Genomic DNA, 15,279 nt, shown 5'->3' with positions numbered 1-15,279 from the left:
TCCCGCCCGACCGGCCCGTCCGCAGTCAGTCCGCTCGGCCTCCTCGACCTGGGCCGACGCGCTCCCAACCCACCCGCAGCACCACCTTAAGTCCCAGGCATTGGAATCTGGGGCTGTGAAGGGGCCCCTCACGGACCGCGGAACCGGTTAGCCGGGCACCGGGTCGACCCGGCGGCGGAGCAGGCAGAACACGTTCCCCTCCGGGTCGGCGAGCACGTGCCACGACTCCTCGCCGGTCTGGCCGACGTCGGCGGGCCGCGCCCCGGCCGCGAGCAGGCGTTCCAGCTCCGCGTCCTGGTCCCGGTCGGTGGGGTTCACGTCCAGGTGCAGCGGCAGTTTCGCCGGTTTCGGGTCGGTGCTTCGGCTGAGGATCAGCGTCGGCTGCGGGCCGCCGAAACCGGCTCCGGGCGGGCCGATCTCCAGGTCTTCGCCGTCCCAGCCGAGTTCGACGTAGCCGAGGACCTCGCACCAGAAATCACCCATCCGTTGCGGGTCGGCGCAGTCGAGGACGAGTTCGGTGATCCGGCAGGCCATGGGTGCGAGTTTAGGTCCGAGGGACAGCCCAGCCCACCGAATTCCGATTTGTGCGCGCGGATAGATCTGCCGCCCCGGATTCGTCCGCGCGTACGAACGGACTGTCCGGGAAACCTCCTAGGGTCGCCAGCAGCGAGGCGAGGAGGCAAGCATGCGGACACTGCTGCGTGGCGGTCGCGTCATCGACCCGGCTACGGGGTTCGACGGCACAGCTGACGTGCTGATATCCGACGGCGAGGTGATCGCGGTCGGACCGGGGTTGCCGAGTGCGGACGACCAGGTCGAGATCGACGTCGCCGGGTACGTCGTCGGGCCGGGGTTCATCGATCTGCACAGCCACGTGCACACGATCGCGGGTCAGCGGCTGCAGGCGATGGACGGCGTCACGACGGCGCTCGACCTGGAGGCCGGGCTGATGCCGGTCGAACGGGCCTACGCCGAGGCCGCCGCGGCGGGCCGTCCGCTGCACTACGGGTTCTCGGCCTCGTGGGGTTCCGCGCGGGCGAAGGTGCTCGCCGGCATCGAGCCGGACGCGAACATCAACACCGGGCTTTCCGTACTCGGCAATCCGGCCTGGCAGCGGTCCTCGTCGAAGACCGAACTCGCCGCGTGGCTGTCCCTTGTGGAGGGTGAGCTGGCGGCGGGCGCGCTCGGCGTCGGCGTGCTGCTCGGGTACGCGCCGGCCAGCGATCCGGCCGAGTTCCTGGCCTTGGCGAAGCTGGCCAAACAGGCTGAAGCCCCGACGTACACGCACGTCCGCGAGCTGGTCGAGGTCGATCCGGACACCCCGGCCGACGGGTCGGAGGAGATCGCGATCGTCGCGGCCGAGACCGGCGCGGCGATGCACCACTGCCACGTCAACAGCACCTCCGGACGGCACGTCGACCGCGTGCTCGCCGCGTTGGAGTCGGGCCGTTCCGCCGGGTCGCGGGTGACGGTGGAGGCCTATCCGTACGGCGCGGGAAGCACCGCGGTCGGCGCGGCCTTCATTTCGCCGGAGCGGCTGAAGATGAAGGGCCTCAACCCGTCGCGGGTGATCCTGCTGGAGACCGGCGAGCGGATCGCGGACGAGGGACGGCTGCTGCAGGTCCGCGCCGAGACGCCGGGTGCGCCGTGCATCCTGGAGTTCCTCGACGAGGAAGACCCGGTCGACCGCACCCTGCTGCACCAGACGCTCGCTTTCCCGGACTCGATCGTCGCGAGCGACGCCATGCCGGTGTACTGGCGAAACGGCACCAACGAATCCACCGAGTGGCCGCTGCCTCCGGGCGGTGCGACGCATCCGCGTACGGCGGGGACGTTCTCCAAGTCGCTGCGGCTGATGGTGCGCGAGGCCGGTGTCTGGACGTGGCTGGAAGCCTTCCGGCGCTGCTCCTATCTCCCGGCGCGGGTGCTCGACGAGGTCGCGCCCGGCGCGCGGACCAAGGGCCGGTTGAACGTCGGCGCGGACGCGGACATCGTCGTCCTCGATCCGGCCACGATCACTGACACCGCAACGTATTTCGATTCGACCCGGCCTGCGGTCGGTGTCCAGCACCTCTTCGTCGCGGGCACTCCGGTGGTGCGCGACGGGCAATTGCTCACCGACGCGTTCCCCGGCCAGCCGCTGCGAGGTGAACCGCGATGACCGAGTTCGCTGTGGACGCGTTGCTCGCCGACATCGAAACGTTGGTGTGCTGCGAATCCCCGTCTTCCGATCTCGACGCGGTCGCGCACAGCGCCGACGTGCTGACCGGTGTCGGCAAGGCATTGCTCGGCGTGGAGCCGGAGCGGATCGTCCTGGAGGGACGGACGCATCTGCGCTGGCGGTTCGGCGACGGCCCGGCACGCGTGCTGCTTCTCGGACACCACGACACGGTCTGGCCGATGGGTTCGCTGGAGACGCATCCGTTCTCCGTGCGGGACGGTGTCTTGCGCGGGCCGGGGTGTTTCGACATGAAGACCGGCGTCGTGATGGCGTTGCATGTCGCGGCTTCGCTGGCTGACCGAAGTGGACTGTCCATTTTGGTCACCGGGGACGAAGAGCTTGGCTCGCCGTCGTCCCGTGGGCTGATCGAGGAAGAAGCACGCGGCTGCGCGGCAGCGTTCGTGCTGGAGGCTTCGGCGGACGGCGGCGCGATCAAGACCCGGCGCAAAGGCGTTTCCCACTACCGGGTCGAGGTGACCGGACGAGCCTCGCACGCCGGACTCGAACCGGAGAAGGGGATCAACGCCGGGATCGAGATCGCGCATCAAGTGCTCGCGATCGCCGCGCTCGCCAACCCCGAGCGCGGAACGAGTGTAGTTCCGACGGTGCTTTCCGCTGGTACCACGGTCAACACCGTGCCTGCTGCCGCCGCGGTCGAGGTCGATGTTCGGGTGTGGAACGAGGAAGAACAGCTTCGCGTAGACCGGGAGATCCGTGCGTTGCGGCCGGTGCTGACGGACGCGCAACTGCGAGTCGACGGCGGGATCAACCGTCCGCCGCTGGACGCGGTTTCCTCGGCCGCGTTGTTCGGGCTGGCAAAAGAATTGGCCGCGGAACTGGGCTTGCCGGAATTGACCGAGGCGGCCGTCGGCGGTGCTTCGGACGGCAATTACACCGCGGGACTGGGAGTGCCGACGCTCGACGGCCTCGGCGCGGTCGGCGGCGGGGCGCACGCGGATCACGAACATGTCCTGGTCGAGGAATTGCCGCGGCGTACCGCGTTGCTGGCCGCTTTGGTGGAGAACGTGCTGACCAAGGGGAGTCCGTCGGTTCCGACGAATCCGGACGGCGATTCTGGTCGAGCACGACGGTGACGTCGGCAGGGAAGCCGGGAAAGGATCATCCCGTGACAAATCTTGCGATGAACACGGAAAGACCCGTCGCGGCGGAAACGTGCGACGAGGCGGTCGCGGCCGCGCGGGCGGCGGCCGCCGCCTCGGGGGTCGAAGTCCGGGAAATCACCGAGATCGCGGAAATGACCGCGGTCGGGGTGCTGTTCGAGACGATCTGGCGGTCCGCGCCGGGCACCCGTCCGGTGACCACGGAACTGCTGCGCGCGCTGTCGTCGGCGGGGAATTACGTGGCCGGCGCGTTTGCCGAAGGCGAACTGCTCGGCGCGTGCGTCGGCTTTTTCGGCAACCCCGGGAAAGGCAGTCTGCACAGTCACATCGCCGGGGTTTCGAAGGCGGGCGCGGGTCGCGGGATCGGATACGCGCTGAAACTGCATCAGCGCGGCTGGGCACTGGCTCAGGACGTATCGGCGGTCAAATGGACGTTCGATCCGCTGGTGCGCCGCAACGCTTATTTCAACCTCGGCAAACTCGGCGCGCTCCCGGTGCGTTATCTGCGGGATTTCTACGGGCCGATGGCGGACGGCATCAACGGTGCGGGCGACACCGACCGGCTGATGGTGTCCTGGGAACTGGCCAGTCCGACAGTGCGGACCGCCGCGTTCGGCGAGCCGGTTCGCACTGACGCGAAGGCTTTGCTTGACCAAGGCGCGAAAGTAGCCCTCGAAGTGGCCGCGAACGGCGGTCCGGCCGCCGGTGAGACGGACGCGCCGGTGGTGCTCGTCGCGGTCCCGGCCGACATCGAAGGCTTGCGCAGCAACGATCCCGCAGCGGCGAACGCGTGGCGGGCCGCGCTGCGCGAATCGCTCGGCGGGTTGATGGCCGACGGCGGCCGGGTGACCGGCTTCGACCGAGCCGGCTTTTACGTGATCTCCAAGGAGGAGCAGTGAAACTCAGCGGTGTGGAACTGCGCCGGGTGCAGATGCCGCTCGTCGCCCCGTTCCGGACTTCGTTCGGCACTCAGTCCGTCCGCGAGCTTTTGCTGCTGCGCGCGGTCACGCCGTCCGGCGAGGGCTGGGGCGAATGTGTGACGATGGCCGGGCCGCTGTACTCGTCGGAGTACAACGACGGTGCGGAACACGTTCTGCGGCACTACCTGATCCCCGCGCTGCTCGCCGCGGACGACCTCACCGCGGCGAAGGTGACGCCGCTGCTGGCGAAGTTCAAGGGCCACCGGATGGCCAAGGGCGCGCTGGAAATGGCGGTGCTCGACGCCGAACTCCGCGCGAACGAGCGGTCGTTCGCCGCCGAGCTGGGGTCGGTGCGCGATTCCGTCCCGTGCGGGGTTTCGGTCGGGATCATGGACACCATCCCGCAGCTGCTCGACGTCGTGGGCGGCTACCTCGACGAGGGCTACGTGCGGATCAAGCTGAAGATCGAACCGGGCTGGGACGTCGAGCCGGTGCGCGCGGTCCGCGAACGGTTCGGCGACGACGTGCTGCTGCAGGTGGACGCGAACACCGCCTACACCCTCGGCGACGCGCCGCAGCTGGCCCGGCTCGACCCGTTCGGCCTGCTGCTGATCGAGCAGCCGCTGGAAGAGGAGGACGTGCTCGGCCACGCCGAACTCGCCCGCCGGATCCAGACGCCGATCTGCCTCGACGAGTCGATCGTGTCGGCGCGCGCGGCGGCGGACGCGATCAAACTGGGTGCGGTCCAGATCGTGAACATCAAACCGGGCCGCGTCGGCGGTTACCTGGAAGCGCGGCGGGTGCACGACGTGTGCGCGGCGCACGGCATCCCGGTGTGGTGCGGCGGGATGATCGAGACCGGTCTCGGCCGGGCGGCGAACGTCGCGCTGGCCTCGCTGCCGAACTTCACCCTGCCCGGCGACACGTCGGCGTCCGACCGGTTCTACCGGACCGACATCACCGAACCGTTCGTGCTGTCCGAGGGGCACCTGCCGGTGCCGACCGGACCCGGCCTCGGCGTGGCACCGATTCCGGAGCTGCTGGACGAGGTGACCACGGCAAAGGTGTGGATCGGTTCGTAGCCCGCTACGAATTCCGGAGGTAGATTTGGTCGGATCGGACCAGCCGGTCCGCGCGAGGCCGGATCTACCTTCGGGGGGTGCTGACACCGGTGCCGAGCAAACCGCACACGAGTCTGGGTCGCGTCCTCGAAGCGCTCGGGGACGTGCTTCTCGAACCGGTCGCGGTCGGCCGCGACACGCGACGCCACCTCGGCGGCGTGGTGATCCACGACCCGCACGACGACGCGGAGTTCCCGGCGCGAGCGGTGGTGCTCGGCGTCGGCGTGCGCGAATCCGGCGAGATCGTGCAGCTCCTGCACACCGTCCGGGATCGCGGGGCGGCCGCGCTGGTCGTGCGGTCGCCGGTCGCCGCCTCGACGGAACTGGTGCGGGCGGCCAATTCCTCCGGGGTCGCCCTGCTCGGGCTCGCCAGCGGCGCGTCCTGGGCGCAGCTGGCCGCCATGCTCCGCACGCTGCTCGCGGAGGGCGACGTCGGCGACGTCTCCCCGCAAACGCTCGGCGGGATGCCCTCCGGCGATCTTTTCGCGCTCGCCAACGCCATCGCCGCGCTGCTCGACGCCCCGGTCACCATCGAGGACCGCAACTCGCGCGTGCTCGCGTTCTCCGGCCGCCAGGAGGAGGCCGATCCCTCGCGGGTCGAGACGATTCTCGGTCGTCAGGTGCCGGAACGGTTCACTCGCGAGCTGGAGAAGGACGGTGTTTTCGAGCGTCTCTACCGTGACCAAGGCCCGGTTTACGTCTATCCGGGCGACGCCTACGACGGCGAAATCGTCATGCCTCGGGCCGCGCTCGCGGTCCGCGCCGGGGATGAGGTCCTCGGGTCGATTTGGGCCGCTGTCGACAAAGAGCTCAGCGAAGAACGTACCGCGGCCCTGATCGACGCCTCGAAAATCGTTGCGCTGCACCTGCTCCGGCTCCGCGCGGGGGCCGACGTCGAACGCCGGCTGCGGGCCGATCTGGTCAGCACCGCGCTCGAAGGCGGCTCCGGCGCGCAGGAGGCGATCGCGCGCCTCGGGTTGCTGGGGCAGCCCACGATCGTGCTCGCCATGGGCTTGCTGGAGACACCCGACGACGACCTCCGGCTGGTGGCGGAACGCCAGCGGGTCGCCGACGCGTTCGCCATGCACCTCAGCGCCGTGCAGCCCCGATCGGCGGTAGCGCTGGTCGGCGATGTCGCGTATGGCATCGTCCCGATGCCCGGGAACCACGGCGATTGCCGTGAACGCTCGGCGCGCGTCGCGTCGACTTTCCTCGAACGCACCGGACGCCGGGTAGCCGCGGCGATTGGCATCGGCCCGCTCGCGCTCGACGGGTCGGGGCTGCGCGCGTCCCGCGACGGCGCCGACCGGGCGTTGCGCGTGCTGCTCACCAACGGCGGCTCGAAACGGGTGATCACCGCCGAGGACGCGCACATCGAGGCGTTGATGCTGGAACTGGCCGACCTTTCCGCGGCCCGCGGCGACGTCGCGACCGGGCCGATCGCGCGGCTGCTGGAGTACGACACCAAACATCAGTCCCAGCTCGTGCACACGTTGCGGTGCTGGCTCGATTCGTTCGGCGACATCAGCGCCGCTTCGGCGGCGGCGTACGTGCATCCGAGCACGTTCCGGTACCGGTTGCGCCGGCTAGCCGAGGTCGGCGGGATCGATCTCGACGATCCGGGGGACCGGTTCGCGGCGATGGTGCAGCTGCATTTGCTGCCGAGGGTGGAGCGGCCCGAGGAGGGGTCGTGAGTGTTCATCCCGGTTAGCACCCCAATGCCACATTGGGTGCGTCGGACGCACCCAATGTGGCGTTCGGTGCGTCACATGCACCCAATGCCACATTGGGGCGCACTATCGCCTCTCGACCCGAACCGCCGGAGGTTCCCGCCTCGTGAGTGTTGCTCCCGGTTAGAACCGGGATAGACACTCACGACCTCCCCCGACAGGAAATTCCCCCGCAACCTTCCCTCCGCCGCACCAACCCCCGCCCCTCCCTCCTCCGCCACACTGAGACCCCGGCAGACGGCGCTTCCCCTTTTCCCGCCAACCGCTTCCTGCCGGACAAGTCCACAGTAGACAGGAGGGCCATGGCCACCGCATCCGAAACGATCGTCCGCCGCGCCAAAGAGGTCGGCGTCGAGGTCCGGCTGCACGCCGCCGAGGTCGACGGCACCCGCAGCCTCGGCATCGGCGAGGACGTCCCGGTCGTCCCCGCGTCGGTGTTCAAGGTCCCGATCGCGCTGGAACTCGCCCGCCAGGCCGCCGAGGGCACGCTCGATCTCGGCACCCGCATCACCGTCAAACCCGGGCACCCGACGCCGAGCCCGTACGGTCTCGCCACCTTCCGCCACGAAGTCCAGATGTCCTGGCACGATTTGGCGATTCTGATGATCGGGATCAGCGACAACGTCGCCACGGACCTGATTCTCGCCGAGGTCGGCAAAGACGCGGTCAACGGCACGTTGCGGCGTCTCGGATTCACCCAGACAGTCGTGCCGCAGGACTGCGGCGAACTGCTCGCCACCATCGGCGAAGACCTCGGAGTCTCCTACGAGGACGACGAACGGGCGCTCGCCGAACTCACCTACGAACAGGTGTCCGGATTGCGTGCGCTGCAACCGGAAAAATCCTGCCGCACCACCGCCGCTGAAACGACCCGCTTGCTGGGATTGATCTGGCGCGACGAAGCGGCCGCCCCGCAGGCGTGCGCGGACGTCCGGCGCTGGATGGAACTGCAGGTCTGGCCGCACCGCCTGCGTTCCGGGTTCCCGGACGACGGCATCCGCACGAGCGGCAAAACCGGCACGCTGCCCGCCGTGCGCAACGAGGTCGGCGTGGTCGAGTACCCGGACGGCGGCCGGTACTCCGTCGCCGTGTTCACCCGCGCCGAGGACTCCCGCTCCCGGGTTCCCGAGCGCGACGCGTTCATCGGTTTCGCCGCGGCGACGGCGGTGGAGTCGCTGCGCGCGGCCTGATTCGTCGGAGCGGAGGAACTTTCCCCGCGCTCTCCTCGGTCCGGACGAACAAGTGACGTCCGCCACCGACCTAGCATTTCCGAAACGCCGGTCCACCCTCACCCGGACAGAAGGTTCCCATGTCGAAAATTTCCGAAATCGAGACCTGGCTCCAGGAGAATTTCGCCGCTCTGCTGGCCGAACATCAGGTCCCCGGAGCCGCGATCGCGGTGCTCGCCGACGGCGAGGTGATCGACCACGCGGCGGGCGTGCTGAACAAGGGCACCGGCGTGGAGTCCACTGTGGACTCGGTGTTCCAGATCGGGTCGATCACCAAGGTGTGGACGACCACGCTGGCCATGCAGCTGGTCGACGAGGGCAAGCTGGACCTCGACCGGCCGGTGCGCGACTACCTGCCCGAGTTCGTCCTCGGCGACGACAAGGCCGCGGCGGAGATCACCGTCCGGCAGCTGACCTGTCACACCGCCGGCTTCGAGGGCGACATCTTCACCGACACCGGACCCGGCGACGACTGCGTGGAGAAGCTCGTCGCGACGCTGTCGGACGTGCCGCAGCTTTTCCCGCCGGGCGAGCGGTTCTCCTACAACAACGCCGGTTACTGCGTGCTCGGCCGCCTCATCGAGGTGCTGCGCGGCAAATGCTGGGACGACTGCGTGCGCGACCACCTCTTCGCTCCGCTCGGCCTGACCCACGCGGCGTCCGGCCCGTACGACGCGATCCGCTACCGCGCCGCGATCGGCCACGTCACCCCGAAGCCGGACGAGGATCCGGTGCCCGCGCCGATCTGGGCGCTCACCCGCTCGAACTCGCCTGCCGGTTCGACGCTCGCGATGCGTCCGCGCGACCTGCTGACGTTCGTCCGGATGCACCTGAACGACGGCAAGGCCGACGACGGCACCCAGGTGCTGCTGCCGGAATCGCTGCTCGCGATGCGCGAACCGCAGGTGGACGTGCCCCATCTCGGCATGGCCGACCACTGGGGTCTCGGCTGGATGCTCTTCGACTGGGACGGCGGCAAGGTGATCGGCCACGACGGCGGCACCATCGGCCAGTCGGCCTTCCTGCGCGTGGTTCCGGAGAAGGGCGTGGCGGTCGCGCTGCTGACCAACGGCGGTCAGCCGATGCACGCCTACCAGGAGATCTTCACGAAGCTGCTGGACGAACTCGCGGGCGTCACCGTTCCGGCACGTCCCGAGCCGAATCCGGCCGCCGCTCCTGCCGACCTGTCGCGGTACGTGGGCGAGTACTCGTCGATGGTCGCTGACACCGTCGTCACCGAGGAGGACGGCAAGCTCTGGATGAGCCGCACCCCGAAGGGAATCTTCGCCGAGATCGGCGCGCCCTCGGGGAAGGAAGAACTGTTGCCGTCCCAGGGCGACACATTCGTCGCGAAAACCGCGCAGCTGCCGGGTGTCTACATGGCACACGCTTTCGTCGGCGACGACGGGAACGGGCGCGCGCAGTTCCTCCACACTGGACGCGCGGACCGACGGGTCTCCCCGTGAGCGGGATCCGCGCCCGGATCGAGGCCGTCTTCGCCGACGCTGGCGCGGAAGGGTTCCTGCACGCCAAAGAAATTGGCGGGCAGGGCCCCGAAGTGTCCGTGGGCGGGGACGACCCGGTGGTCCTCGCGTCCGTGTTCAAGATCCCGGTGGCGCTCGCCTACGCCCGCGAGGTCGCCGCCGGACGCCTGGACGACACCGAACGGACCAAGGTGACCGCGCGGTACCGGATCGGCGGCATCGGCACCGCGGGCTGCGCCGACGACGTCGAGATGAGCTGGCGCGACCTCGCGCACTTCATGCTGACGATGAGCGACAACGCCGCGACCGACGTGCTCTGCCACCGGCTCGGCCAGGAAGCGATAGACCGGGTGCTGGCCGATCTCGGCCTGGCCCGCACCCGGCTGATCGGCTGCTGCGAGGACCTGTTCGCGTCCGTTGTCTCCGATCTCGGCGGCACCCCGGAATCCGATCTCGAAGCGCTGCTTGGCGGAGCCACGCCGGAGCAGCTGGACAAGCTGTCGGTCCGGGATCCGGAGCGCACCACGTCGTCGACGCCGCGCGAGATCACCGCGCTGCTGGACGCGATCTGGACCGACCGGGCGGGCGAACCCGAGGCCTGCCAACGGGTCCGCACGATCATGGCGCAGCAGATCTGGCCGCACCGGCTGTCGTCCGGCTTCCCGTCCGGGGTGGCGATCGCGGCGAAAACCGGGACGCTGCCCGGAATTCGCAACGAAGCAGGCGTGGTGACCTTGGGGGACGGCCGCCGGTTCGCGGTCGCGGTGTTCACTCGCGCGCACTCTCTCGAAGACCGCCTCCCGGCGGTCGACGCGTCCATCGGCGCCGCCGCCCGGCTGGCGCTCGACCACCTCCAGAGCGCGACCCCGTAGGAGAAATCCCATGAAAACTGCCCGGCTCACCGCCGCGATGGCGGGCGTGGTGGCCTTGACCGTGAGCGCGTGCGGGGGATCAGCGCAATCCGGGACGGACCGGACCGCGAATCAGAAACTGGTCGACGGCAAGACTTTCACCTGGGCCATCCCGACCGACCCGGGAACGCTCGACCCGGCGATCACCGTGCTGTCCGTCGCCCGCAATCTCGACCAGTTCCTCTACGACGCACTGATCGATCTCGATTCGAAGGGCCAGCCGGAGGCCGCGCTCGCGGAGAAGTGGGACGCCACCACGACCACCGCGTCCTTCACCCTGCGCAAGGGCATCACCTGTTCCGACGGAAGCCCGCTGACCGCGAACGACGTGGCGGCGAACATCAACTTCGTCGGCGATCCCGCGAACAAATCCCCGCTCGCCGGCGTCACGGTGCAGCCCGGCACGAAAGCGGTCGGCGACAACGCGGCGGGCACGGTCAAGATCACCAGCGGGGCGCCGGACGCGTTCCTGCTCCGCAACCTGGCCGGGCTGCCGATCGTCTGCGCGAAGGGGCTGGCCGACCGGAAAACACTGGCCAAGGGCGAGAACGGCACCGGGATGTTCACCGTGTCCGAGATCGTCCCGAACGACCACTACACGCTGACCCGGCGCAAGGACTACACCCGGGGCCAGTTCGACCCGAAGCAGAAGGGCCTGCCGGACAAGGTCAACGTCCGGGTCATCCCGAACATGACGACGTCGTCGAACCTGCTGCTGTCCGGCGAGGTCAACGCCGCCGCGATCACCGGGCAGGACCAGCAGCGGCTGCGCGCGCAGCGGCTGTACCACTCCGACCTCGTCTCCCCGTACGGCGAGCTGTTCTTCAACCAGGCACCCGGCCGGTTCGGCGCTGACCAGGCGATGCGCCGCGCGCTGGTGCAGGCGCTCGACCTCCCGCAGGTCGCGAAGGTGCTGACCAGGGACGGCAGCGCGCCGGTCAAGGGCATGGTCACCATCGAACCCCGGCCGTGCGAGGGCGATTCGGTCACCGGGAAGATCCCCGGGGTCGACGTCGCCGCGGCCAAGGCGGCGCTCGAACAGGCGGGCTGGAAACCGGGACCGGACGGCATCCGCGTGAAGAACGGGAAGCGGCTCGCACTGACCGCGATCTACGGCACGCAGGCCGGTCCGACGATGGCACCTGGCGCGGAGCTGATGCAGCAGGGCTGGAAGGCCATCGGCGTCGACGTCACGCTCAAGGGCGTCGACAGCCCCGGTCTCAGCCAGGCGCTGTTCGCCACCGGCGAATGGGACATCTCGATGGCCCCGCTCGGCCTGACCCTGCCCAGCCAGCTGGTGCCGTTCATGTCCGGCGGGGAGCCGCCGCAGGGCACCAACTTCGCGCACATCAAGAACCCCCAGTACGACTCGCTGGTCGCCAAGGCGTCCGCGCAAGCCGGGGAAGCGGGCTGCGCGGACTGGATGGCCGCGGAATCGGCGTTGTTCGAGAAGCAGGACGCGGTGCAGTTCGCGAATTCGGTGGTCCCGACCTTCGGCAGCAACGCGAAGTTCGAGATCGTCAGCGGCTACCTCAAGCCGACCACCATCCGGATGTACGCCTGATGACCGGCGCGATCGCCGTCGCGGGCCCGAAGGTCAGCCCCTGGCTGACCTTCGGCGCCCGCCGCCTCGGGCGGTTCGTGGTGTCGCTGTGGGTGCTGGTGACCATGGCGTTCCTGATGATCCAGCTGATCCCGGGCGATCCCGTGCGCTCGGCACTCGGCCTGACCGCGCCGATCGAGCTGGTCAACGCCCGGCGCGCCGCTCTCGGGCTGGACCATCCGCTGTGGCAGCAGTATCTCGACTATTTCGGCGGGCTGTTCCGCGGCGACTTCGGCACGTCGATGCTGAGCGGGCAGCCGGTCTCCGACGTGATCTCCGACCGGCTGCCCGCGACGCTGCAGCTGGCGTTGCCCGCGTTCGTGGTGGTCATCGGGCTCGCGATCCCGCTCGGCCTGACGTTCGCCGTGCTGACCCGCGGCGGCCGCCGGCGCGGGGCCGAGCTGGCGTTCACCTCGACCAGCGTGCTGTTCGCCGCGATCCCGGAATTCCTGGTCGCGGTGGCGCTGGTGGCGTTCTTCGCGGTGCAGCTCGGCTGGTTCCCGGTGGCCGGACACGACGGCGCGGGTTCGCTGGTGCTGCCGATCATCGCGCTGGCGCTCGGCCCGGCCTCGACGCTGTCCCGGATCGTCCGGGTGGAGACGCTTTCCGTGCTCGGCAACGATTTCGTCCGCACCGCGCGGGCGAAACGGCTGCCCGCCCGGCTGGTCTACCTGCGGCACGCGCTGCCGAACGCGCTGACCGCGACCCTGACGCTCGGCGGGCTGATGCTCACCAGCCTCGTCGCGGGCACCGTGCTGGTGGAGAACGTGTTCGCCTGGCCGGGCCTCGGTTCGACGATCTCGCAATCCATTCTGCAGAAGGACTATCCGCTGGTGCAGGGGATCGTGCTCGTCTACGGCATCGGCGTGCTGCTGGTGAACCTCATCGTGGACCTGCTGCTGGCGGTCCTCGATCCGCGTTCGACGATCCGGGAGAACTGAGATGGCGAAACGGCGCGGACAACAGTGGTTGGCCGCCGCGCGCACCCCGCTGGGCGCGTTCGCCGCCGTCCTGCTCGTGCTGGTGGTCGCGGTCGCGGTGCTGGGCCCGATCCTGTGGCAGGACGCGGCTTCGACGGTCGACACGAACGCGATCAGCCAGGGCCCGTCGGGCGAGCATTGGGCAGGCACCGACGAACTGGGCCGGGACATTTTCTACCGCGTGCTCGTGGCGACCCGGCTTTCGGTCGTGCTGGCGCTGATCGCCGCGGCACTCGGCGTCGCGACCGGCCTGGTGCTCGGCATGCTGCCCGCGGTGCTGCCGCGTCCGCTCGGCAGGCTGCTGACCGCGGCGGTGAACATCGCGGTCGCGTTCCCCGGTCTGCTGCTGGTGTTGTTCTTCGCGGTGATTTTCGGGGTGGGCACGCAAGGCGCGGTGATGGCGATCGGGTTCGCGCTGACCCCGCAGTTCGCCCGGCTGACCCAGACCCTGTCAGCTTCGGTGGCCGGACGGGACTTCGTGTCCGCCGCGCGCGTGGCCGGGGTGGGCCGGTTCCGGTTGCTGTTCCGGCACATCCTGCCGAACATCGGCGAACCGCTGGCGGTCAACGCCACCATCGGAGCCGGTGGTTCGCTGCTGGCGTTTTCCGGGCTGTCCTTCCTCGGGATCGGGGTGCAGGCCCCGGATTACGACTGGGGACGGTTGCTCAACGAAGGACTCAACGGCATTTACGTCAACCCGGCCGCGGCGCTCGCGCCCGGTGTCGCGGTGGTCCTCGCGGGGCTCGCGTTCAACCTGTTCGGCGAGACCGTCGCCGGGGTGATCGGCGTCCGGACGCGGTTGCCGCGGCTGGCTCCGCGGATGCGCCGAGAGTCCAAAGTGGACCCGGCGGCTGCGGACGACGCCGTGCTGGTGGTCGAGAATCTGGAAGTCGCGTTCCCCCGGCCGACCGGCTGGACGGTGCCGGTGCGCGGGGTGAGCTTCACCGTGCGGGCGGGCGAGGCGATCGGGGTCGTCGGCGAATCCGGTTCGGGCAAGAGCTTGACCGGGCTCGCGGTGTCGCGGCTGATCGAAGCGCCCGGATCGGTGACCGCGGACCGGCTGGACTTCGCCGGGACCCCGGTGCTCACCACGCCGGAACGCGAATTGCGGACGCTGCTCGGGACGTCGCTGGCGATGGTGTTCCAGGACCCGATGACGTCGTTCAACCCGACCCGGCGGATCGGCCGTCAGCTCGCCGAGGTTTCCGAACAGCACCACGGTCTTTCCCGGGCGAAGGCGTTCGCGCGGGCGGTTGACCGGCTGCGCGCGGTACGCATCCCGGCGGCGCAGCGGCGGGCGAAGCAGTATCCGCACGAGTTTTCCGGCGGCATGCGGCAGCGCGCGATGATCGGCATGGGCCTGATGGGCGACCCTCGGCTGATCATCGCGGACGAACCGACGACCGCGCTGGACGTGACCGTGCAACGGCAGTTGTTGCGGCTGCTGGCCCAAACGCGCGCCGAACGGGACACCGCGATCATCCTGATCAGCCACGACATCGCAGTGGTTTCCCAGACGTGCGAACGGATTCTGGTCATGTACGCCGGACGGATCGTGGAGGACCTGCCCTCGGCCGGTCCGGACATCACGCCGCGGCACCCGTACACGCGGGCGCTGCTGGCCACGACGCTCGACCTGGAGACGGACCCGGACGCGCCGCTCGCGGTGATCCCCGGCCGGCCGCCGGAACCGGACCAGATGCCGGCCGGCTGCGCGTTCGCGAGCCGGTGCCCGGTGGCGACCGACCGCTGCCGCGAGGAGGACCCGGAACTGACCGTGCTCGCGCCGGAACATCGGGTGGCGTGCTGGCATCCGAATGCGGCACTGTCGGAACCGGTGGGCGCCGTGGTCGTGGCAGGAGGCGCGGAATGAGCGAGCCCCACCTCCCCTGCCCAAAGTCCGTGAGGGGAACCCTGCGGGAATCAGATTCCCTCAGGGTTCCCCTCACGGACCGCGGA

12 protein-coding genes are annotated in these 15,279 nt (G+C 69.6%); 11 read left to right on the top strand and 1 reads right to left on the bottom strand.

Going from position 1 to position 15,279, the window contains the following annotated elements; all coding sequences use genetic code 11:
* Window positions 1-147 precede the first annotated feature (147 nt).
* The gene (locus tag ACWGIC_RS16635; RefSeq protein WP_452076807.1) at window positions 148-534 is read right to left on the bottom strand and encodes a VOC family protein; all 387 of its coding nucleotides are present in this window, start codon (window positions 532-534) and stop codon (window positions 148-150) included.
* A gap of 151 nt (window positions 535-685) precedes the next feature.
* On the opposite strand from ACWGIC_RS16635, the gene ACWGIC_RS16630 reads away from it, so the two are divergent.
* The 11 genes from ACWGIC_RS16630 (at window position 686) to ACWGIC_RS16580 (ending at window position 15,193) form a co-directional block, all read left to right on the top strand.
* Window positions 686-2,161, top strand: a complete 1,476-nt coding sequence (locus ACWGIC_RS16630; RefSeq protein ID WP_452076806.1) for an amidohydrolase family protein — start codon at window positions 686-688, stop codon at window positions 2,159-2,161.
* Window positions 2,158-3,315 carry a M20 family metallopeptidase gene (locus tag ACWGIC_RS16625; RefSeq protein ID WP_452076805.1) on the top strand — a complete coding sequence of 386 codons (1,158 nt, stop codon included), beginning with the start codon at window positions 2,158-2,160 and terminating at the stop codon, window positions 3,313-3,315. Before ACWGIC_RS16630 ends, ACWGIC_RS16625 begins: the two co-directional genes overlap by 4 nt.
* Before the next feature lie 47 nt (window positions 3,316-3,362).
* On the top strand, window positions 3,363-4,241 hold the full coding sequence (locus tag ACWGIC_RS16620) for a GNAT family N-acetyltransferase (protein ID WP_452076804.1): 879 nt from the start codon (window positions 3,363-3,365) through the stop codon (window positions 4,239-4,241).
* Complete coding sequence (gene menC, locus ACWGIC_RS16615; protein WP_452076803.1) at window positions 4,238-5,344, top strand: o-succinylbenzoate synthase; 1,107 nt, start codon at window positions 4,238-4,240, stop codon at window positions 5,342-5,344. The genes ACWGIC_RS16620 and menC overlap by 4 nt, the downstream gene beginning before the upstream one ends.
* A gap of 77 nt (window positions 5,345-5,421) precedes the next feature.
* Window positions 5,422-7,077 (top strand): PucR family transcriptional regulator, encoded by a 1,656-nt coding sequence (locus tag ACWGIC_RS16610; protein ID WP_452076802.1) that lies wholly within the window; start codon window positions 5,422-5,424, stop codon window positions 7,075-7,077.
* Window positions 7,078-7,415: 338 nt separating this feature from the next.
* On the top strand, window positions 7,416-8,303 hold the full coding sequence (locus ACWGIC_RS16605) for a serine hydrolase (protein WP_452076801.1): 888 nt from the start codon (window positions 7,416-7,418) through the stop codon (window positions 8,301-8,303).
* Between the two features lie 119 nt (window positions 8,304-8,422).
* Window positions 8,423-9,808, top strand: a complete 1,386-nt coding sequence (locus tag ACWGIC_RS16600) for a serine hydrolase (protein WP_452076800.1) — start codon at window positions 8,423-8,425, stop codon at window positions 9,806-9,808.
* Window positions 9,805-10,698 carry a serine hydrolase gene (locus ACWGIC_RS16595; protein WP_452076799.1) on the top strand — a complete coding sequence of 298 codons (894 nt, stop codon included), beginning with the start codon at window positions 9,805-9,807 and terminating at the stop codon, window positions 10,696-10,698. Before ACWGIC_RS16600 ends, ACWGIC_RS16595 begins: the two co-directional genes overlap by 4 nt.
* A gap of 10 nt (window positions 10,699-10,708) precedes the next feature.
* Window positions 10,709-12,301 carry an ABC transporter substrate-binding protein gene (locus ACWGIC_RS16590; RefSeq protein WP_452076798.1) on the top strand — a complete coding sequence of 531 codons (1,593 nt, stop codon included), beginning with the start codon at window positions 10,709-10,711 and terminating at the stop codon, window positions 12,299-12,301.
* Window positions 12,301-13,281 carry an ABC transporter permease gene (locus ACWGIC_RS16585; protein WP_452076797.1) on the top strand — a complete coding sequence of 327 codons (981 nt, stop codon included), beginning with the start codon at window positions 12,301-12,303 and terminating at the stop codon, window positions 13,279-13,281. Before ACWGIC_RS16590 ends, ACWGIC_RS16585 begins: the two co-directional genes overlap by 1 nt.
* 1 nt (window position 13,282) lies before the next feature.
* Window positions 13,283-15,193 (top strand): dipeptide/oligopeptide/nickel ABC transporter permease/ATP-binding protein, encoded by a 1,911-nt coding sequence (locus ACWGIC_RS16580; RefSeq protein WP_452076796.1) that lies wholly within the window; start codon window positions 13,283-13,285, stop codon window positions 15,191-15,193.
* Window positions 15,194-15,279 lie beyond the last annotated feature (86 nt).

The organism is Amycolatopsis sp. NPDC054798, assembly GCF_053611505.1.
The sequence above is the reverse complement of the archived record's forward strand: the minus strand, read 5'-3'. Positions and strand labels throughout refer to the sequence as shown.